This is a genomic window from Kineococcus sp. R86509, assembly GCF_042466365.1.
GTDB lineage: Bacteria > Actinomycetota > Actinomycetes > Actinomycetales > Kineococcaceae > Kineococcus.
Map to the genome: position 1 here is coordinate 3,541,884 of NZ_JAXHCE010000001.1, position 20,838 is coordinate 3,562,721.

Here is a 20,838-nt window from a genome sequence, read left to right on the forward strand (position 1 = left end):
CTGACTTTCACGAACGGCTACGGTCGTGTCAACTTCCTTCATCGTCAGCACCACGGAACTGGAGCAGCGCGTGAGCACCCCCCGGGGACACCTCGTCCGATCCGAGATCGCCGAACAGCCGGCCGTCGCCGACCGGATCCTCTCCAGCGCAACGGGGGAGATCGCGCGCCTCGCGGGCCTCATCCGCGAGGCGGCCCCGCGGGCCGTGCTGCTGACCGCGCGCGGCACCAGTGACCACGCCGCCCTCTACGCGAAGTACCTCGTCGAGGTCGGGCTCGGGCTGCCCTGCGGGCTGACCTCCACCTCGACGCTCACCGTCTACGGCGCGACCCCCGACCTGCGCGGGGTGCTGTGGATCAGCATCAGCCAGTCCGGCGGGTCACCGGACCTCGTCGAGTCGACCGCCGCGGCCCGTCGGGCCGGCGCGATCACCCTCGCCGTCACCAACAACCCGTCCTCCCCGCTGGCCGCCGCCGCCGAGCACCACCTCGACGTCCACGCCGGACCGGAACTCGCCGTCGCCGCGACCAAGAGCTACACCGCCCAGCTCCTCACGCTGTGGCTGCTGATCACGACCTGGCGCGGGGGCGACCTCACGCCCGCGAAGGCGTTGCCGCAGTTCCTGGAACGAGCCGTCTCCAGCCCGGACGTCCCCGAGGTCGCCGCGCGCTACCGCTTCGTCGACCGGCTCGTGGTCACCGCCCGCGGGTACTCCTACCCGACGGCGCGCGAGGCCGCGCTGAAGCTCATGGAGACGAGCTACCTCTCCGCCCAGGCGTTCTCCGCCGCCGACCTCATGCACGGCCCGCTGGCGATGGTCGACGCGGACCGGCCCGTCATCGCGATCGTGGCCGAAGGTCCCGGCGGGGACGCCATGGCGCCGGTCCTCGACGCCCTGAAGGACCGGGGCGCCGACGTCTGCGCGGTTGCCCCCGCCGGCCGCGCCCCGGACGCGACCGTCCGACTCGACCTGCCGGCCGGGATGCCCGAGGACCTCGCTCCCGTGGTGCAGATCGTTCCGCTGCAACGCCTCGCCCTCGAGATGGCGGTCGCCCGCGGTCTCGACCCGGACGCGCCGCGCGGGCTGCGCAAGGTGACGGAGACCCGGTGAGCACCGTCCTCGCGCGGGGGACGGTCCACACCGGGGGACGGGTCGTCCCCGACGGGTGGGTGCTGCTGCGGGCGGGGGAGGTCGTGGCGGCCGGGACGGGTCCCGCGCCCGCGGCGGACGAGGTCGTCACCGGCGCCCACGTCGTCCCCGGTTTCGTCGACGTCCACTGCCACGGCGGGGGCGGGGCGAGCTTCGGGGGTTCGCTCGAGGACGCCCGCACCGTCGCCGCCGTGCACCGCGCGCACGGCACCACGACGCTGGTCGCCAGCCTCGTGACCCGCCCGGTCGACGACCTCGCCGCCACCCTCGACGCCTACGCCGACCTCGTCACCGAGGGGGTGCTGGCCGGGGTCCACCTCGAGGGGCCGTGGCTCAGCCCGCTGCACCAGGGGGCGCACGACCCGTCGCTGCTGCGGGAGCCCGAGCCGGGCGACCTGGACCGCCTGCTCGGCACGGGGCTGGTCCGCGTCGTCACCCTCGCCCCCGAACTGCCGGGTGGGCTGGCTGCCGTGGAACGGATCGTCGCGGCCGGAGCGGTCGCGGCCATCGGGCACACCGACGCCGACGCCGCCACGGCGCGACGGGCCGTCGACGCCGGGGTCAGCCTCGCCACGCACCTCTTCAACGCGATGCCGCCGTTGCACCACCGTGCCCCCGGCCCGGTCGGGGCGCTGCTGGACGACGACCGCGTCACCGTCGAACTCATCGCCGACGGGGTGCACCTCGACCCGCTCGTGGTGTCGCTCGCCGCGCACCGGGCCGGCCGGGGCCGCGTCGCCCTGGTCACCGACGCCATGGCCGCGACGGGTTCCGCGGACGGTCGCTACCTGCTGGGGGACCTGGAGGTCGACGTCGTCGACGGGGTCGCCCGCCTCGTCGAGGGGGGCTCGATCGCCGGCAGCACCCTGACCCTCGACCGCGCGCTGCGCTTCGCCGTGCTCACCGCGGGGATCGACCTGGACGACGCCCTCGCCGCCCTGACCTCCACCCCCGCCCGGGTGCTGGGCCGCACCGACGTCGGGCACCTGGAACCCGGTGCCCGCGGGGGAGCCGTCGTCCTCGACGCCGACCTGACCCTCCAGCGCGTCCTCTGACTCAGAGGCCGCCGATGGGGGGCTCGCCGGTCTCCGGCACCAGGATCGGGGTGTCCGCGTCGAGGGTCTCGCCGCGGAAGAACGCCCGCAGGCGGGTTGCGCAGAGCAGCATCAGCGGGACGCCCAGCACGAGCATGCCGACGCCGATGACGAACACTCCGCCGAGCGGGCCGAACTGGGTGTAGCCGTAGTCCGGGGCGAGCATGTCCACGCAGCTCTGGACGAAGGCCCAGAGCATCGCGATCCCGCCGAGCGCGGGCAGCAGACCCCGCAGCAGGAAGTCCCGGGCGGACCGGTTCAGGGTGCGGCGGAAGTACCAGACGCAGGCGAACGCCGTGATGCCGTAGTAGAAGGCGACGGCCAGCCCCAGCGAGGCTATCGAGTCCTGCAGGGCGTTCTGGCTCACCAGGCTGAGGACGAGGTAGAACGCGACGGCCGCGGCCCCCATCACCACCGTCCCGAAGGACGGCGTCCTGAACTTCGGGTGCACCTTCGCGAACCGTTGCGGTAGAGCGCCGTAGACGGCCATCGACAACGTCCCGCGCGCCGTCGGCAGGATGGTCGTCTGGGTCGAGGAGGCCGCCGAGATCGCGACCGTGAACAGCAGCAACCCCGACATCACCGCCCCGCCGACCGGGTCGCCGAGCAGGGTGAGGACGTCGTCGGCGTTCTCCTCGTTCGCCAGCCCGATGCCGCTCGTCCCGAAACCGGCGTAGGCCTGCACCGCCACGGCCACCAGGACGTAGGTCACGACGAGGATCACCGTCGCGAGCAGCGCGGCCCGTCCGGGGGTCCGGTCGGAGTCCTTCGTCTCCTCGCTCACCGCGAGGCAGGCGTCCCAGCCCCAGTAGATGAAGATGCAGAGGATGACGGCTTCGGCCAGCGCCGAACCGCTCACGCCGAAGGGGCTGAACCAGTCCCACGACGGATGCACCGCCTGGGCGCCCGCCCCGCCGGAGTAGACCAGGTACAGGGCGCCGATCGAGATGATCCCCAGCACCGCGAACTGCACGAGGATCAGCACGTTCTGGATCCGCTCGGAGATGGTGATCCCGCGGTAGCTGACCCAGGTCATCCCGACGATGAACGCCAGGCCGAGGCCGACCCGGACGAACAGGTTCTCCGACGCGGCGTCCAGGCCGAGCAGGCGCAGCGTGTAGACCGCGGAGATCTCCGCGACGTTGGCGAGCACGATGATCGCGGACACCGCGACCCCCCAGCCGCCCATCCACCCGACCCACGGCCCGAACGCCTTGGTGCCCCAGGTGAACGTCGTCCCGCAGTCCGGAGCGGCGCGGTTCAGCTCGCGGTAGGCGATCGCGACCAGCAGCATCGGGACGAACGCGACCAGGAACATCGCCGGGGCCTTGTCGTGCACCGCGAGCACCACGTACCCCAGCGTCGCCGCCAGGCTGTAGGCCGGTGCCGTCGCGCCGAGGCCGATGACGGTGTTGCCCCACAACCCCAGGGCGCCGGACTGCAGGCCCTTCCCGGAGGGTGCGGCGGTGGGGTGGTCGGTTGCTGCCACGGGGGCTCCTTGCGGGCTTTCAGGGTCGAGAACCCGGAGACACTAGCAGTCCCAGGGGGTCTCACCACGGAATCCGTGGTGAACCGGGAGGCACGCGACGGAGAACGCCGGTCGAGCTTGTAGGGGGTGCGGGATGCGGTCACACTGTGGCTCCGACGCCCCGCCCAGGAGGACCCCGACGTGCCTGCGCACCCGCTCACCCCCCTCCGCGAGGAGGAGTTCCGCCGCAACCTCGACGTGCTCCGCGCCGAGAGCCGCCTGACCCCCTCGATGCGCTTCGCCGGGGTCGTGCTGGCGGAACCGCCGAAGGAACGGGTGCTGGCCTGGGAGCCCGGTGACCCCGTCGAGCGCCGGGCGCGCTCCACGGTCTGGGACCGCGCCGACAACCGCACCTACGACGTGCTGGTCGAGCTCGAGGGCGGGGTGGTCGAACGGTTCGAGCACCTGCCCGGGATCACGCCGAACTTCACCCTCGACGAGTTCCACGAGGTCGCCGAGGCGCTCATCGCGGAACCCCGCGTGATCGCGGCGCTCGCGGCGCGGGGCATCACCGACCTGTCCCTGGTCCTGCTCGACACCTGGACCTACGGCGCGGCCGTCATGCCCCCGCAGTGGCGCGACCGCCGCCTCGGGTGGGTCGACGTCTGGGTGCGCGAGACCCCGAACGGGAACCCCTACGCCCACCCCGTGAGCGGGCTCAAGTTCGTCGTCGACGTGAACACGTTCGAACTGCTGTCCGTCGACGAGGACGTCGCGGCGCCGGCGGCCCCCGTGATGGGGGAGTACGTGCCCGAACTCGTCCCCGGACTCGTCCCGCGGGAACCGTTGCAGCCCCTGGAGATCACCCAACCGGACGGCCCGTCGTTCACGATCTCCGACGACGGGGAGCTCCGCTGGGCGCAGTGGTCGTTGCGGCTCGGCTTCACCCACCGCGAGGGGCTCGTCCTGCACCAGCTCGCCTGGGACGACGGCAGCGGGCGACGCGAGATCGGCTACCGCCTGTCCTTCGCCGAGATGGTCGTGCCCTACCGCGACGCGAGCTTCGACCACCGCCGCCGCACGGCCTACGACATCGGCGAGTGGGGCCTCGGGTACATGACGACCTCGCTCGAACTGGGCTGCGACTGCCTCGGGGAGATCCGCTACCTCGACGCGGTCCTCTCCGACTCCCGGGGGGAGCCGTACTCCGTGCCGCAGGCGATCTGCCTGCACGAGGAGGACGACGGCGTCCTGTGGAAGCACGTCGACGAGAACGCCGGCGCGGAGGTCCGCCGGTCGCGACGGATGGTCGTCTCCTTCCACGCGACCGTCGCGAACTACGAGTACCTCGTCTACTGGCGGCTCTACCTCGACGGCACGATCGAGTGCGAGGTGCGAGCGACCGGGATCATGGTGACGACCCCGTTGCCGGAGGGGGCCGCCACCCCGTCGACGGGAACCCTCGTCGACCAGCGGACCTACGCCCCGATCCACCAGCACTTCCTCGTCGCCCGCCTCGACCTCGACGTCGACGGCCAGCGAACGACGGTGCACGAGGTCGACACCCACGTCGTGGCGACCGGCCCGGACAACCCGCACGGGCTCGCGCTCGCGACGACCGCGACACCGGTCCGTTCCGAGCGCGAGGCGGGCCGCGACGTCGACTGGCAGCGCCAGCGGGTCTGGAAGGTCGTGAGTTCCGACCGGCGGAACTCCCTGGGGACCCCGACGGCTTACGCCCTGCACACCCCGAACGCGTTGCCACACCTGTTCGCACCCGATGCGCCGCAGTTCCTGCGGGCCCCCGTCATCGGGCACGACGTGTGGGTCACCCGCCACCACGACGACGAGCTGTGGCCGGCCGGTGACCACCCGACGCAGAGTTCCGAGGACCTCGGGATGACCCGCTGGACCGCCGACGACGAACCGCTGGTGGACACCGACGTCGTGCTCTGGCACGTCTTCGGCATCCACCACGTTCCCCGTCCCGAGGACTGGCCGGTCATGCCCGTGGACGTCGTCTCGTTCTCGCTGACCCCGTCGGGGTTCTTCGACCGCAACCCCACCCTCGACCTGCCGCGGAGCCCGTCCGGGCACTGCCACCCGCCCGCCACCGGCAAACCCTGAGCCGTCGGGGTTCAGGAGTCGAAGCCGAGACCGAACCGGTCGAGGGCCCGCAACCACACGTTGCGCTGACCCTCGTGCCGGTCGGCGTGGGCCAACGACAGGGTCGTCGCCTCCACCCCGGCCCAGGCGAGGGGTTCCGGCGGGAACGGGACGGGGGTGCGCCGGACGAGTTCGAGTTCGGTGAGCTCGGTGGGGCCCTGCTCGTCGGCGGCGAGCAGGTCGAGCAGGACGTCCGCGGCGAACCGCGTCATGCCGACCCCGAGGCCCGTGTAGCCGGCGACGTGCGCGACGCGGCCGTCGTGGGCCGTGCCGAAGAACGGGAAGAACCGCGTGCAGGTGTCGATCGCCCCACCCCAGGCGTGGGTGAACCCCAGCCCCTCGAGCTGCGGGAACGTCTGCTGGAAGTGCGAGGCCAGCGTCCGGAACGACTCCGGGTTCTGGTCGTGCTCCGAGGACAGCGACCGTCCGTAGTGGTAGACGGCGTCGAAACCGCCGAACAGGATGCGGTCGTCGGCGGTCAACCGGTAGTAGTGGAACCGGTTGCCGAGGTCGTCGATGCCCTGCCGGTTCTGCCAGCCGATCTCCGCGAGCTGGGCGGTGGAGAGGGGTTCGGTGACCAGGGCGTAGTCGTAGACCGGGATGGTGTGCAGCCGGTATCGCCGGAGCAGGGCCGGGAAGACGTTGGTGGCCAACGCCACCCGGCGGGCCCGCACGGTTCCCGACGTCGTCTGCACCGACACCCCCGACCGGTTGGAGCGGATCGCCCGCACCGGGGTGTTCTCGGCGATCCGGACCCCGAGGTCGAGGCAGGTCCGCTTCAGCTCCCAGACCAGGCGGGCCGGGTTCACCAGGGCGGTGTCCTCGGGGGTCCAGACCCCCGCCAGGTAGGTGGGGGAGTTCACCTGGTCCCGGACGGCCGCGGTGTCGAGGAAACCGTCCCGCCCCCGCAGCTCGTCGACCTGGTACGGCTCGGTCGCCACCGACAGGCCACCGGTGCGTTCGTAGTCGCAGACCCAGCCGTACTGCGCGACGGACTTGCCGAGGGCGTCGAGGTTCGCGAGCCCGAGTTCGTCGAGCCGGTCCACCTCGTCGGGCAGGTGGAGTTCCCCGTTGCTGCGCCCGTGGGTGAGGCTCGCCGAGACGAACCCGCCGTTGCGACCCGACGCCGCCCAGCCCGTCCACGCCCCTTCCAGGAGCAGCACGTTGCGGTCGGGGTCGCGTTCCTTGGCGCGCAACGCCGTCCACAGCCCGGTGAAGCCGCCGCCGACGACGACGAGTTCGGCCGTCGAGTTCCCGCGCAGGGCGGGTTCCGGGTCCGGGCGGCCGGGGTCGTCCAGCCAGAAGGGGGTGCTCGCGGCGTGGCGCAGAGCGTCGTCGACGGCCGGGGAACTCATCGAGAGGAACGGCACCTCGGGAGTTCTACCGTTCCCCGGCCGGTCGGACAAGGGGGAACCCCTGACCGTGCAGGGTGTGGCCCGTAGACTCACCCGGTGTCCAGCCGCCTTCCCGCCCCCGCTCTCGACGACGTCTCCAAGCGGATCATCGAGGTCCTGCAGGAGGACGGACGGATGTCCTACGCGGCGATCGGGAAGGCCGTGGGGTTGTCCGAGGCGGCGGTGCGTCAGCGGGTGCAGCGCCTCCTCGACGGTGGGGTCATGCAGATCGTCGCCGTCACCGACCCGGTCCAGGTCGGTTTCGCCCGGCAGGCGATGATCGGCATCCGCGCCGAGGGGGACACCCGCGTCGTCGCGGACCGCCTCGCCGAGCTGGCCCAGATCGACTACGTCGTGGTGACGGCCGGCTCCTTCGACATCCTCGTCGAGGTCGTCTGCGAGGACGACGACGGCCTGCTCGAGCTCATCAACGCCAGGATCCGGGCCATCCCCGGCGTGGTCGCGACGGAGACCTTCGTCTACCTCAAGCTGCGCAAACAGCTCTACAACTGGGGTACTCGCTGACGGGATCCGTCGTTCGTCTTCGATTCGACGACTGAATCCCTTGTCGGGGCCGGGCTGAGCGCCTAGTCTCCGGGCATGTCCAGCCTCCCCGCGACGACCCCGCGCGGCACGGAGCGCTCCGCCGCCGCCCGCGACCACCTGTGGATGCACTTCACCCGCCACGCCCCCTACGAGCGGGGCGAGGAGGTCCCGATGATCGTCCGCGGCGAGGGCGCGCGGATCTGGGACCAGCACGGCCGCGAGTACATCGACGGCCTCGCCGGGTTGTTCACCGTCCAGGTCGGGCACGGGCGCACCGAACTCGCCGAGGCCGCCGCCCGGCAGGCCTCGACGCTGGGTTTCTTCCCGCTGTGGTCCTACGCGCACCCGGCGGCCGTCGACCTCGCCGAGCGCCTGGCCCACGAGGCACCCGGCGACCTCGACCGGGTGTTCTTCACCACCTCCGGCAGCGAGGCCGTCGAGACGGCCTGGAAACTGGCCAAGGCCTACTTCAAACGCGTCGGCAAGCCCGGCAAGCACAAGGTCGTCAGCCGTTCGATCGCCTACCACGGCACCACGCACGGCGCGCTGTCCATCACGGGGATCCCCGGGGTGAAGGCGGAGTTCGAGCCCCTGGTGCCCGGCACCTTCCGGGTGCCGAACACGAACTCCTACCGGGCTCCGGAGCACCTGCGCGATGATCCGAAGGCGTTCGGGCGCTGGGCCGCCGACCGGGTGGGGGAGGCCATCGAGTTCGAGGGCCCCGACACCGTCGCCGCGGTGTTCGTGGAACCCGTGCAGAACGCCGGTGGGTGCTTCCCGCCGCCACCCGGGTACTTCGAGCGTCTGCGTGAGATCTGCGACGAGCACGACGTCCTGCTGGTCAGCGACGAGACGATCTGCGCGTTCGGCCGGATCGGGGAGTTGTTCGCCTGCAAGGACTTCGACTACGTCCCCGACATGATCACTTGTGCCAAGGGACTCACCAGCGGGTACTCCCCGCTGGGGGCGGTCATCGCCTCGGACCGCATCTTCGAACCCTTCCGCCGCGACGAGGACAGCTTCGCCCACGGCTACACCTTCGGTGGGCACCCGGTGTCGGCGGCCGTCGCGATGGCCAACCTCGACATCTTCGAACGCGAGGGACTCGTCCAGCACGTCCACGAGAACGCGCCGCTCTTCCGCTCCACCCTGGAGAAGCTGCTGGACCTGCCGATCGTGGGGGACGTGCGCGGAGCGGGGTTCTTCTACGGGATCGAACTGGTGAAGGACCGCCAGACCCGGGAGACGTTCGACGACGCCGAGGCCGAGCGGTTGCTGCGAGGGTTCATCTCCCCCGCGTTGTGGGAGGCCGGCCTCTACTGCCGGGCCGACGACCGCGGCGACCCCGTCATCCAGCTGGCGCCCCCGCTGATCATCGGTCCGAGCGACTTCGACGAGATCGAGCGGCGCCTGCGCTCGGTCCTCGACGAGGCGGGGAAGCGCCTGTGAGGGTCCGCTCGCTCTGGGCCGACACCGCCCCGGAGGCCCCGGAACGGTCCCCGCTGGACGGGGACACCGAGGTCGACGTGTGCGTCGTGGGCGCGGGGTACACCGGCCTGTGGACCGCTTACTACCTGCTGCGCCGCGACCCGACCCTGCAGGTCCTCGTCGTGGAGGCCGAGACGGTGGCGTTCGGGGCCAGCGGTCGCAACGGCGGCTGGTGTTCCGCCCTGTTGCCGCAGGGCGTCGAGCGGATGACCCGTGACCACGGACCGGTCGCGGCGCAGGCGATGCGCACCGCGATGCGCGGAATCCTCGACGAGGTCGAGCGGGTCGTGCGGGAGGAGGGGATCGACTGCCACTGGCGGCGCGGGGGGACCGTCGTCGTCGCCCGCAGCGCTCCGCAGCTCGCCCGCGCCACGGCCGAGGTCGCCGAGGACGAGGCCGGCGGGTCGCTCGAGGGCCTGCGCCTGCTCGATGCCGAGGAGACCCGCAAGACCGTCGGCATGACCCGCGCCCTCGGAGCGACGCACACCCCCGACTGCGCCCGCATCCACCCGTTGCGACTGGCCCGTGGCCTGGCCGCGGCGCTCGAACGCCGCGGCGGGCGCATCGTCGAGCACACCCGCGCCCTCGACCTCTCGCCCGGTGCGGTCCGCACCGACCGCGGGGTCGTCCGGGCGCGGCACGTGCTGCGCGCGACGGAGGGGTGGACCCCGCGACTGCCGGGGGCGGCGCGCGAGGTCGTCCCGGTGTACTCGCTCATGGTGGCGACGGAACCGCTGCCCGCACCGTTCTGGGACGAGGTCGGACTGTCCGGCGGGGAGACCTTCTCCGACTTCCGCCACGTGATCGTCTACGGCCAGCGCACCGCCGACGACCGGCTGGTGTTCGGCGGACGGGGTGCGCCGTACCACTTCGCCTCCTCCGTACGTCCGGAGTTCGACGGGGACGAGACCGTGTTCCGGAGGCTGCGGAGCACGCTCGCCGACATGTTCCCCGCCGTGGCCGGGGCGCGCTTCACCCACGCCTGGGGCGGCCCGCTCGGGATCTCCCGGGACTGGCACGCCGCGGTCCGCCACGACCCGGCCTCCGGGCTCGGGAGTGCCGGCGGCTACGTCGGCGACGGGGTCGCGACGACGAACCTCGCCGGGCGGACGCTCGCCGACGCCGTGACCGGGACCGGTTCCGACTTGGTGCGGTTGCCCTGGTTCAACCACACCTCGCCACGGTGGGAACCGGAACCCCTGCGTTGGCTCGGCGTGAACGCCGGCCTGCTCGTCGCGCGCGCCGCCGACGCCGCGGAGAACGTCCTGAACCGTCCCACACCGCTCTCCGGCGCCCTGGCCCGCCTCACCGCGCACTGACGCCTCCGCGCAACCTTCGTTCGAGGTCCGCCACGGGAAGTCCGTCGACGGCGAGGTGAAACTCCGTCTGGTGTCGACGAGGGCCTGATCCCGGGACGAGGGGAGCGGAATCCGTGGTGGCAACACGATCGAAACATCGAATCCGTTGTCACAGCGACGAGTTGCTTGTACGTTCCGGTCCATGAGGGACAGCGCAGAACTCGTCCTGCACTCGGGTCGGGTCTTCACCGGGACCGGGCTCCACGAGACGGCCACCGCGGTGGCCGTCTCGGGGGGACGGGTCGTCGCCGTCGGCAGCGACGCCGACGTGCGGGCGGCGGTCGGAGCGGCGGCGGAAACCCTCGACCTCGCGGGGCGGCTCGTCCTGCCCGGTTTCACCGACGCCCACGTCCACCCCGTCATGGGCGGGCTGGAACGGCTGGGGTGCGACCTGACGGCGACGTCGGGACCGGACGGCGCGTTGCGGCGGGTCGCCGAGTTCGCCGCGCAGAACCCGGGGGAGTGGATCTCCGGCGGCGGCTGGGCGATGGCCGACTTCCCCGGCGGGACCCCGCGGCGCGAGGACCTCGACCGGGTGGTGCCCGACCGGCCCGTGTTCCTGCTGAACCGCGACCACCACGGGGCCTGGGTGAACTCGCGGGCCCTCGAACTGGCCGGTGTCGACGCGCACACCTCCGACCCGGCCGACGGCCGGATCGAACGCGACCCGGACGGCACCCCGACGGGAACCCTGCACGAGGGCGCGATGGACCTCGTCTCCCGGCACCTGCCCCCGGTGACCCGCGACCAGCTCGCCGCCGGCCTCGCCGAGGGCCAGCGCTACCTCCACTCCGTCGGCGTGACCGGGTGGCAGGACGCGATCGTCGGTGCCTACGCCGGCCACGAGGACACGACTCCCGTCTACCTCGACGCCGTGGCCGCCGGAACCCTGACGGCTCGTGTCGTGGGGGCGCTCTGGTGGCCCCGCGGGCACACCGTCGCCGACGTCGCCGCCCTGGTCGCGGGGTTCGCCGCCCACCGCGAGGCCGTCGCCGCGCGGACGGCGGAACTCGGGTCGGACCGGTTCGTCACCACGAGCATCAAGATCATGCTGGACGGCGTCGCGGAGAACCGCACGGCCTCGATGCTGGCGCCCTACCTCGACGGCTGCGGCTGCAGCACCGGTGAACAGGGGTTGTCCTACCTCGACCGGGACCTCCTGCTGGCCGCCGTCCCGGCGCTCGACGCCGCGGGTTTCGACGTCCACGTGCACGTCATCGGCGACCGGGCCGTGCGCGACGCCCTGGACGCGGTCGACGCGGCCCGTCGGGCCGCGGGCACCGGTCGCCACCACCTCGCGCACCTGCAGGTCGTCCACCCCGACGACGTCGCGCGGTTCGCCGCGCTCGACGTCGCCGCCAACGCGCAGGCCCTCTGGGCCTGCGACGACGCGCAGATGTCGGAACTCACCGTCCCCTTCCTGGGCCCCGAACGCAGTTCCTGGCAGTACCCCTTCGCGGGGTTCCTGCGGGCCGGGGCGCGGTTGGTCATGGGCTCGGACTGGCCCGTGTCCACCCCCGATCCCTGGCAGGCGATCCACGTCGCCGTGAACCGCACCCCACCGGGGGAACCGGGGGAACCGTTCCTGCCCGACCAGGCCCTCACCCTCACGCAGGCCCTCACCGCCTACACCGCCGGATCGGCCTGGATCAACCGCCACACCGGGGCCGGGTCGATCGCACCGGGTGCGGTGGCGGACCTCGCCGTCTGCAGCACCGACCCCTTCGCCGTCGACGCCGTCGACCTCTGGGAGGTCGCCGTCGACCACACCTTCGTCGGGGGCCGTCCCGTGCACGAGAAGAACCTGACCAGCGGAGGAGTCCTGTGAGCGTCCTGGCCCCGGACACGGCGTCCCTCACGGGGGTCGGCGGAGGATCCGTCACCCTCACCGGCATCGTCAAGCGCTTCGGCACCGCGACCGCGGTCGCCGGGGTCGACCTGGCCGTGGAGTCGGGGGAGTTCCTCTCGCTGCTGGGGCCCTCCGGGTGCGGAAAGACGACCCTGCTGCGGATGCTCGCCGGTTTCGAGGACCCCGACGAGGGGGACATCGCCATCGCCGGGTCGTCCGTGCTGGGGCTCCCCGCGCACCGGCGACCTGTCAACACCGTGTTCCAGGCCTACGCGCTGTTCCCGCACATGAGCGTCGCCGAGAACGTCGCCTACGGGCTGCGTCAGCGCCGGGCGGGGGGCCGAGCCGGCCGAGCCGGCAAGGACGAGATCCGCCGCCGCGTCGGCGAGGCGCTGGAGATGGTGCGCATGAGCGCCTTCGCCACCCGGGCCCCGGCCGCGCTCTCCGGCGGGCAGCAGCAGCGGGTCGCCCTCGCCCGGGCCCTGGTCAACCGGCCGCAGGTGCTGCTGCTGGACGAACCCCTCTCGGCGCTGGACCGCAAGCTGCGGGAGGAGATGCAGGTCGAGCTGAAGCTCCTGCAGAGCTCGCTGGGGACGACGTTCGTGTTCGTCACCCACGACCAGGAGGAGGCGCTGTCGATGAGCGACCGCATCGCGGTCATGCTCGACGGGCGCATCCAGCAGTTCGGGGCACCCGAGGACATCTACGCCGAACCGGTGAGCGCCTTCGTCGCCGGGTTCATCGGCAAGCAGAACTTCCTGCCCGCGACGGTCGTCCAGCCCGGCGTCCTGCACTGCGCCGACGCGACGCTGTCGAGCTCCCGCGCGGGCGACCTCGCCGCCGGGACGGCGGTGCTGGCTGCGGTGCGGCCGGAGTCGCTGCACGTCGGCACCACCGAGCCGGTCACGACCCCGAACCGGGTCCGTGGGCGCCTGGCCGGGGTCGCCCACCTCGGCGACGTGGTCCAGCGCGTCGTCGTGACCGCTTCGGGGATCGAGCTCCTCGCCCGTGCTCCCCGCGGGGCCGCCGGACCCGCCACCGCCGAGGTCGGGGTCGAGGTGTGGTGCGGTTTCGCGCCCGAGAACGTCCACGTCTTCCCCGCCTGAGACCGATCCCAGAACCTGGAGCCCCCGTGTCCCGCACCGATCGACCTGCCGCGTCCGTCCTCGTCCCGACCGCGACCGCGGAACGCGTCGGGCGGACCCTCGCCCGCCGCCGCAGCGTCCTGACCGCGCTGGCGTCGAGCGCCGCCCTGGCCGCCTGCGGTGGGAACAGTTCCGGCAGTGCCGGCACCTCGGTCGACGGGAAGGTCGAGGACAGCCTGAACGTCTACAGCTGGGCGGACTACGACGATCCGGACGTCCTGAAGGCCTTCGGGGAGACCGGTCCGCGGTTGCAGGTCGACAGCTACGGGTCCAACGAGGAGATGCTCGCGAAGCTGGTCGCCGCCAACGGGGCCAGCGGGTACGACATCGTCGTGCCGACGGGGGTCTACATCCCGCAGATGTCCAGCAACGGCCTGCTGGCCGAACTCGACCACGGCAAGCTGAAGAACTTCGGCAACCTCGACCCGGCCTACCTCGGGCAGAGCTGGGACCCGGACAACAAGTACTCGGTGCCGAAGGACTGGGGCACCACGGGGTTCGTCTACGACACCACCGTGATCAGCCGGGACCTCGTCTCCTGGGCCGACTTCCTCGACGCCGCGCAGAAGGAGGGCAAGGGGAACACCTCCATCCTCGAGGACCCCTGGGAGGTCACCTCGATGTACTTCGCGGCGAACGGGATCGACCCGAACACCACCGACGACGCGGAGATCGCGGCCTGCAAGGACTGGATGGTCGCGAACCTGGCCCCGAACCTCAAGGGTTTCGAGTCCAACCCCGGTGGCAGCGCGATCGCGCAGTCGACGTACGCCCTCATGCAGTGCTGGAACGGTGACGCCCGCCTGGGCATGGACGGTTCCGAGGAGCCGGACAAGTGGAAGTTCGTGTACGCGACGCCGACGGCGAACCTCTGGATGGACAACTGGTGCATCACGGCCGGGGCGGAGCACCCCGACGCGGCCTACGCCTTCATCGACTTCATGCTCGACGTCGACAACTCCGTCAAGGACGTCCTCTACATCGGCTACAACACCGCGCTCACCGACATCGAGGCCAAGGCCACGGCGGCCGGGCTCGACCGTCCGGAACTCGTCTTCCCCAGCCAGGACGTCGTGGACCGGTTGACGGCGAGCCGGATCACCGAGAAGCACGACAGCATCGTCGCCATCCTCGACGCGATCCGCGCGGCGGCCGGGTCCTGATGCTGCGCCGGCTCCGGGCCCCCCACGGGGCGCTGGCCCTGCCCGCCTGGGTGTTCCTGCTCGGGTTCTTCGTCGCGCCCGTCGCCCTGGTCGTCTGGTACAGCTTCGGCTACAAACCCGGGCTGTTCGGGACCCACGCCAACGACGTCCTGTCCCTCGACCGCTACGGCGAGGCGCTGGGCGGGTCGTTCCTGCGGACGTTCTGGAACACCCTGCGCATCGGTGTCGTCGGCACGCTGATCTGCCTCGTCGTCGCGCTGCCGTTCGCGTACTGGCTCGCGGTGAAGGTCCCCGCCCGCTGGCGCGGTCTGCTGCTGGCGCTCGTCCTGGTGCCGTTCTGGACGAACTTCCTCGTCCGGACGTTGGGGTGGCAGATCGCGCTCTCCCCGGAAGGACCGTTCTCGACCGCGCTGCAGGCGATCGGTGGTGGTCCGCTGGACGTCCTCTACACCCGCGGCGCCGTCCAGCTGGGGGTCGTCTACAACTACCTGCCGCTCATGCTGCTGCCCGTCTACGTCGCCCTGGAGCGGACGAGCCAGGCCCTGCGCGAGGCGAGCCGGGACCTCGGCGCCGGGCGGTGGCGCACGTTCGCCGACGTGACCCTGCCCCTGGCGTTCCCCGGGATCGCGTCGGGTTGCCTGCTGGTGTTCGTCCCGCTGATGGGTGACTACGTCACCGCGACCGTCCTGGGCGGGGCGAAGGGGAACATGGTCGGGCAGCTGGTCGCGAGCCAGTTCCAGACCGCGCAGAACTGGGCCCTCGGGTCGGCGATGGCCGTGGTCCTCGTGCTGTTCACGGGGGGCACCGTCCTGCTGACGGCGGCCGTGCTGCTCGTGGTGCGCCGCGTCGTGCGCGCCTCGCGCCGGGTCGACCTCGAGGGGGTGACGGCGTGATCGACGAGCGACCGGCGGAGGTCGGGGTTCCCCCCGCGCGGCGGCGGCGCCGGTCGGGGTCGGCGACGGTGCTGGGGATCTGGGGCGTGCTCGTCCTGGCGTTCCTGTTCCTGCCGATCGTCGTCATCGTCGTCTACTCCTTCAACACCGGGCGGTTGCTGACCTCCTGGCAGGGGGCGGGGTTCGACGCCTACGTCGCGGGACTGGACCGCCCGGTGATCCGGGCCGCCGTCGTGACGTCGCTGGAGTCGGCGCTGGGCGCCGCGGTGCTGTCGGCGGTCATCGGATCGCTGGCGGGCCTCGCGCTGGCGCGTCGTGCGGGGCGCTGGACGGCGCTGCTCACCCTGTTGCTGGGCCTCACCCTCGTGACCCCCGAGATCATGGACGCGATCTCGTTGCTGGGGTGGTTCGTCTCGCTGAACACCGAGGCCGGGTTGCCGTTGTTCGGCGACGGGATCGCCCGGCTCGTCATCGCGCACTCGGTGCTCTCCACGGCCGTCGTCACCTTCATCGTGCGGGCCCGGGTCTCGGGGCTGGACTCCCGGCTGGAGGAGGCCGCCGCGGACCTCTACGCCACCCCGTGGCGCAGGTTCCGCGACGTCACGCTGCCGCTGGCCGCACCGGGGGTCCTCGCGGGTGGGCTGATGGCCTTCACGTTGAGCCTCGACAACACGATCGTCGCCAGCTTCGTGTCGCTGCCCGGGGCGAGTCCGTGGCCGGTCTACGTGTTCTCGGCCCTGCGGGCCGGTCTCCGACCGGAGATCGCCGCCGTCTCCACCCTGTTGCTGCTGCTGACCCTGGTGGCCCTGGGCGTCGTGGCGTTGGTCCTGCGCCGATCGGGTGACTCCGCCTCCGACATCGCCCGCACGATGGCGGGTGGGTGAGTGGTCACACGTTGTGCGCACGGGCTCACCGGGGCACCATCGGGGGTGGTACCGCACTGACGTCGCGGTCCGACCGCGAGGAGGCGGCGCATGCGCACGACGGTGGGTTTCTCCGGGTCCGGCGCGTCCCGGCGGGCGCTGCGCTGGGCGGTCCAGGACTGCGCGGCGACCGCGCACCCGCTGCACGTCGTGCTGGCCTCCGGAGCCGCGGCCGGACCGGGTGAACTGGACGCCCTCCTCGCCGAGGAGCTGAGCCGGGTCCCGGGCCGGGAACCGGAGGTGGACGTCACCGTCACGACCGGCGACCCGGCGAGCGCCCTCCTGCGGGCGGCGGCCGACAGTGCGGAACTGGTCCTCGGGTGCGGGCGGAAGGTGGCCCCGATCGGTCCCGGGACGGGGAAGGTCCTCAGCGTGGTCCTGCCGCGCAGCCCCGCCGCCGTCGTCCTCGTCGGCCCGCAGGCCGTCCTCACGGCCCCCCGGCGGCTGCTGATCGTCTCCTCGACGGACGCCGCCGTGAGCGAGTGGGCGCTGGAGCGGGGCGGTGACCTCCCGCTGCGCCTGCTGACGACGTGGCAGGCGCGCTCCATCGCGACCCGGCCCAGCGACGTCGAACGACGTCGCGCCCACCTCGTCGCCGCGGGTCGCCACCAGGCCGTCCGCGCGGTGCTGTCCGCCGCCACGGCTCGTCCCGTGCGGGCCGACGTGACCGAGGGGTCGGTGGGGGAGGTCGTCCCGCAGCGCCTCACGGTGGGCGACCTCGTCGTGGTCGCGGCTGCGAGCGTACGGGCGATGCCGATCAGGACGTTGCGCTCGCCGGTGGTGCTCGTCCCGTCGAGCGAGCGGCGCGTCGAACTGCCCGCGCCGGACGTCGTGGACCTGCGGGACGACGTCCGGCAGGGCCTGCAGCGCAGCTGAGAGCGAGCTTCAGGTCGGCCACTCGGCGTCGGCGGCCACGTCGAACCAGACGGTCTTCCCGTCCTCGGGCTGCTCTGCCACGCCCCAGCCGGTGGCGAGCTGGTCGATCAGCGCGACGCCGCGACCGCCGGTGGCCATGGCACCGACGTGGCGCAGGACGGGGTGGTCGGGGCAGGTGTCGTGCACGGTGACGTGCACACCCCGGCCGAGGGCGCCGACCTCGACGGTGATGGGTCCGCTGCCGTGCTCCACGGCGTTGGCCACGGCTTCCGTCACGAGCAGCTGGAGGACCCCGAGCGCCTCGGTGGGCAGGCCCTGTCCGCTGCAGACCTCCGAGGCCCAGTGCCGCGCGAGAGGGACGGCCGAGGTCTCGGCGTCGAGGATCAGGCGTCGGGGTTCAGGCACGAGGGGGCCGGGCATCGTGGACGAACAGCGGCACGGTGCCTCCTCCCGGGTCGGGCGGAGACTACCCAACCGCGAACCCGCGGAACCAGGAGCGTCCCCGCGGAGGTGGTGGTCACCCCGGCACGGGTCAGGTCAGGGGTTTGCGCATCTGCTGCGTGGTCACGGTGTAGCCGGCGCTGCGGTAGAGCCGGACGGCGCGGGTGTTCGCCCCGAACACGTTGAGTTCCAGGGCGGCCGTCCCCCGCTGCCGGACGACCTCCTCCGCGGCGAGCAGCAGTTCCCGACCGAGACCGCGGCCCCGGTGCTCGTCCAGGAGTTCGATGTCGAAGAGGAAGGCGCAGTCCGCCGTGCCCCGCGGGTGGTCCAGACCGATCCACACCCGTCCGACGGGGGTGCCGGCGACGACAGCGCACAGGAAGAGCATCCGGGGGGTGTCCGACCCCTGGGGCAGCAGTTCGGCGTTCGTGCGGCGCGAGCGCTCGAGGGCCTCCGCTGCCGACCAGGTGCCGGCGGTGACCTGCTCGTCGGCGTAGGCGCGGGCGACCTCGTCCTGCCAGGCCTCGAACTCCGCCGGGGTCATCGGTCGCAGGGTCAGCCCGGTCACGACTCAGGGTCGCACGGCGCCCCGGAAACTGAGGGAGGCTTCCCTGCGCTCGCCCACCGCCCTAGGATGTGAACGCTCTCAACGGTGAAGGGGTCCCATGCGCACTGTCCGGATGTCCCGCCGTGTCTGAAACGATCCGCGGGAACGTCGACGGTGCCCGGCCCCCGGCGATGAGCGACGTGGCCAAGCTCGCGGGGGTCTCCCACCAGACGGTGTCGCGGGTCCTCAACGACCACCCCAACGTCAAGGACGAGACGCGGGCGCGGGTGCGCTCGGCGATCGCGGAGCTCGGCTACCGGCGCAACGAGGCCGCCCGGGCCCTCGTGACGCGCCGCACCGGGGCGATCGGCGTCATCACCGAGGACTCCCCGCTCTACGGGCCGACCATGACGCTGATCGCCATCGAGGGCGCGGCCCGCAGTCAGGGCACCTACGTCTCGGTCGCCACGGTCACCCGCTGGGAGGTGGCGACGGTCCAGGCGACCCTGGAGCACTTCCTGGACCAGGGCGTGGACGGCGTCGTCGTCATCGCCTCGCACGACGAGGCCGTGCGGGCGGTGAAGGACTACAGCCGACGGTTGCCCGTCGTCATGGTGGGGCCCACGCGCGTCAACGGGGACATCCACACCGTGGCCGTGAACCAGTACGCCGGAGCGGGTCTCGCGGTGGGCCACCTCCTGGACCTGGGGCACACCGAGATCCTGCACGTCAGCGGGCCGTCGATGTGGCTGGACGCGCGGGCGCGGGAACGCGGGTGGCTCGACGCGATGCTGCAGTCCGGAGCGGTGCCGCGCGATCCGGTTCCGGGGGACTGGACGGCGTCCTCGGGTTTCGCCATCGGGCGGTCCCTGCTCGGACAGCGGGACGACCGGGCTCTGCCCACGGCCGTTTTCACCGCCAACGACCAACTCGCCCTCGGCCTGCTGCACGCCTTCGCCGACGCCGGCGTCAGCGTCCCGCGGGAGGTGTCCGTGGTGGGTTTCGACGACGTCGAGGGGTCCGAGCACTTCTTCCCGCCGTTGACCACCGTGACGCCGGACTGGGCCGCGCTCGGGGCCCGCTGCCTGGAACGCATGACGGCGGCCATCGACCACCTGCCCGCCGAGGGGGCCCTCGTCGGTGCGCGGTTGACCGTGCGGGCCAGCAGCGGTCCACCGCGTCGCTGAGTTCCAGGGTGGCGACTCGGTCGTGACTCGGCCGTGACCGGGAACCGCTTGACCCCCGTGGTTGTGAGCGCTCACAATCCAAGTCGGCCCGACACAGCAGTCGGCCACGCTCTAGGAGGAGCCCATGTCCACGTTCCCTTCCCCCTCTCGCCGCTCGTTCGTCGCCGCCGGTCTCGCCGCCGCCGTCTGGGGGCTCAGCGCCTGCGGTGCGGACGAGTCCACCGGGACCGCCGCGGCCGGCGACGCCGTCAGCGTCGGCTTCTCCCAGCTGGGGGCCGAGAGTGGTTGGCGCACGGCGAACACCGAGTCGGTCAAGGCCAGCCTCACGACGGCCAAGGGGTTCGACCTGAAGTTCGTCGACGCCCAACAGAAGCAGGAGAACCAGATCAAGGCGCTGCGCGACTTCATCGCCCAGGACGTCGACGTCATCGCCTTCTCCCCGGTCATCGAGACCGGCTGGGACGAGGTCCTGCAGGAGATCAAGGACGCCGGGATCCCCGTCGTCCTCGTCGACCGCACGGTCGACACCTCGGTCGAGGACCCCTACACCACCTGGATCGGCGCGGACTTCGAGCAGGAGGGCAAGACCGCGGGGGAGTGGGTCGCCAAGAACGCCCCGGGCGCCAAGGTCTTCGAACTCCAGGGAACCCTCGGCTCCGGTGCGCAGGTCGACCGCGAGAAGGGTTTCAACGCGATCGCCGGGAACCAGGTGGTCGGCAAGGCCAGCGGGAACTTCACCCGGGCCGAGGGCAAGACCGCCGTCGAGGCCGCGTTGCAGACCTACCCCGAGACCACCCTCATCTTCACCCACAACGACGACATGGGGCTGGGCGCGATCGAGGCCGTCGAGGCCGCGGGCAAGACCCCCGGCAAGGACGTGCAGATCGTCTCCGTCGACGGCGTCCGCGACGGCCTGCAGGCCCTGGTGGACGGCAAGTTCAACTACGTCGTGGAGTGCAACCCGGTGTTCGGGACCCAGCTCGCGGAACTGGTCAAGAAGGTGGCGGCCGGCGAGGACGTTCCCAAGGAGACCATCGTCAAGGACGAGGCGTTCGACCAGACCACCACCCAGGCCACCGTGGACGCCCGGGCCTACTGAGGCGGTCCCGGAACCCCGGGTCCCTGGAACCCTGACGGCCCAGAGAGGGCG

18 protein-coding genes are annotated in these 20,838 nt (G+C 72.2%); 14 read left to right on the plus strand and 4 right to left on the minus strand.

The window, feature by feature from the left end; translation table 11 throughout:
• The first annotated feature begins 70 nt into the window (after positions 1-70).
• Positions 71-1,111, plus strand: a complete 1,041-nt coding sequence (locus SJY07_RS17300) for an SIS domain-containing protein (RefSeq protein ID WP_380160772.1) — start codon at positions 71-73, stop codon at positions 1,109-1,111.
• A complete protein-coding gene (locus SJY07_RS17305) occupies positions 1,108-2,205 on the plus strand; it encodes an N-acetylglucosamine-6-phosphate deacetylase (protein ID WP_380160774.1) in 1,098 nt (365 codons plus the stop codon). Before SJY07_RS17300 ends, SJY07_RS17305 begins: the two co-directional genes overlap by 4 nt.
• A gap of 1 nt (position 2,206) precedes the next feature.
• On the opposite strand, the gene SJY07_RS17310 is transcribed toward SJY07_RS17305, so the two are convergent.
• Positions 2,207-3,733 (minus strand): APC family permease, encoded by a 1,527-nt coding sequence (locus tag SJY07_RS17310; RefSeq protein ID WP_380160776.1) that lies wholly within the window; start codon positions 3,731-3,733, stop codon positions 2,207-2,209.
• Between the two features lie 144 nt (positions 3,734-3,877).
• On the opposite strand from SJY07_RS17310, the gene SJY07_RS17315 reads away from it, so the two are divergent.
• Positions 3,878-5,839, plus strand: a complete 1,962-nt coding sequence (locus tag SJY07_RS17315; RefSeq protein WP_380162392.1) for a primary-amine oxidase — start codon at positions 3,878-3,880, stop codon at positions 5,837-5,839.
• Positions 5,840-5,850: 11 nt separating this feature from the next.
• On the opposite strand, the gene SJY07_RS17320 is transcribed toward SJY07_RS17315, so the two are convergent.
• Positions 5,851-7,233, minus strand: coding sequence for an NAD(P)/FAD-dependent oxidoreductase (locus tag SJY07_RS17320; RefSeq protein ID WP_380162394.1), 1,383 nt, complete (start codon positions 7,231-7,233; stop codon positions 5,851-5,853).
• Between the two features lie 96 nt (positions 7,234-7,329).
• Between SJY07_RS17320 and SJY07_RS17325 the strand changes: the two genes are divergently transcribed.
• The 9 genes from SJY07_RS17325 (at position 7,330) to SJY07_RS17365 (ending at position 17,513) form a co-directional block, all read left to right on the plus strand.
• A complete protein-coding gene (locus tag SJY07_RS17325; RefSeq protein WP_380160778.1) occupies positions 7,330-7,797 on the plus strand; it encodes an Lrp/AsnC family transcriptional regulator in 468 nt (155 codons plus the stop codon).
• A 75-nt stretch (positions 7,798-7,872) separates the two neighbouring features.
• Positions 7,873-9,267, plus strand: coding sequence for an aspartate aminotransferase family protein (locus tag SJY07_RS17330; protein WP_380160780.1), 1,395 nt, complete (start codon positions 7,873-7,875; stop codon positions 9,265-9,267).
• Entirely contained in the window at positions 9,264-10,625 is a 1,362-nt protein-coding gene (locus SJY07_RS17335; RefSeq protein WP_380160782.1) for an NAD(P)/FAD-dependent oxidoreductase, read from the plus strand. Before SJY07_RS17330 ends, SJY07_RS17335 begins: the two co-directional genes overlap by 4 nt.
• Before the next feature lie 181 nt (positions 10,626-10,806).
• A complete protein-coding gene (locus tag SJY07_RS17340) occupies positions 10,807-12,492 on the plus strand; it encodes an amidohydrolase (protein WP_380160784.1) in 1,686 nt (561 codons plus the stop codon).
• Positions 12,489-13,619 (plus strand): ABC transporter ATP-binding protein, encoded by a 1,131-nt coding sequence (locus SJY07_RS17345; protein WP_380160786.1) that lies wholly within the window; start codon positions 12,489-12,491, stop codon positions 13,617-13,619. Before SJY07_RS17340 ends, SJY07_RS17345 begins: the two co-directional genes overlap by 4 nt.
• Before the next feature lie 26 nt (positions 13,620-13,645).
• Entirely contained in the window at positions 13,646-14,821 is a 1,176-nt protein-coding gene (locus SJY07_RS17350) for a spermidine/putrescine ABC transporter substrate-binding protein (protein WP_380160788.1), read from the plus strand.
• Positions 14,821-15,714, plus strand: coding sequence for an ABC transporter permease (locus SJY07_RS17355; protein ID WP_328292977.1), 894 nt, complete (start codon positions 14,821-14,823; stop codon positions 15,712-15,714). Before SJY07_RS17350 ends, SJY07_RS17355 begins: the two co-directional genes overlap by 1 nt.
• Positions 15,711-16,598 carry an ABC transporter permease gene (locus SJY07_RS17360; RefSeq protein ID WP_380160791.1) on the plus strand — a complete coding sequence of 296 codons (888 nt, stop codon included), beginning with the start codon at positions 15,711-15,713 and terminating at the stop codon, positions 16,596-16,598. Before SJY07_RS17355 ends, SJY07_RS17360 begins: the two co-directional genes overlap by 4 nt.
• A 90-nt stretch (positions 16,599-16,688) precedes the next feature.
• On the plus strand, positions 16,689-17,513 hold the full coding sequence (locus SJY07_RS17365; RefSeq protein WP_380160793.1) for a hypothetical protein: 825 nt from the start codon (positions 16,689-16,691) through the stop codon (positions 17,511-17,513).
• A 9-nt stretch (positions 17,514-17,522) separates the two neighbouring features.
• Here the strand turns inward: SJY07_RS17365 and SJY07_RS17370 are convergent, their stop codons facing one another.
• Both SJY07_RS17370 and SJY07_RS17375 read right to left on the minus strand, forming a co-directional pair.
• The gene (locus tag SJY07_RS17370) at positions 17,523-17,918 is read right to left on the minus strand and encodes an ATP-binding protein (RefSeq protein ID WP_380160795.1); all 396 of its coding nucleotides are present in this window, start codon (positions 17,916-17,918) and stop codon (positions 17,523-17,525) included.
• Between the two features lie 127 nt (positions 17,919-18,045).
• On the minus strand, positions 18,046-18,522 hold the full coding sequence (locus tag SJY07_RS17375) for a GNAT family N-acetyltransferase (protein ID WP_380160797.1): 477 nt from the start codon (positions 18,520-18,522) through the stop codon (positions 18,046-18,048).
• A gap of 122 nt (positions 18,523-18,644) precedes the next feature.
• Between SJY07_RS17375 and SJY07_RS17380 the strand changes: the two genes are divergently transcribed.
• Both SJY07_RS17380 and SJY07_RS17385 read left to right on the plus strand, forming a co-directional pair.
• Complete coding sequence (locus SJY07_RS17380; RefSeq protein WP_328292973.1) at positions 18,645-19,688, plus strand: LacI family DNA-binding transcriptional regulator; 1,044 nt, start codon at positions 18,645-18,647, stop codon at positions 19,686-19,688.
• A 124-nt stretch (positions 19,689-19,812) separates the two neighbouring features.
• Complete coding sequence (locus tag SJY07_RS17385) at positions 19,813-20,787, plus strand: ABC transporter substrate-binding protein (RefSeq protein WP_328292972.1); 975 nt, start codon at positions 19,813-19,815, stop codon at positions 20,785-20,787.
• Positions 20,788-20,838 lie beyond the last annotated feature (51 nt).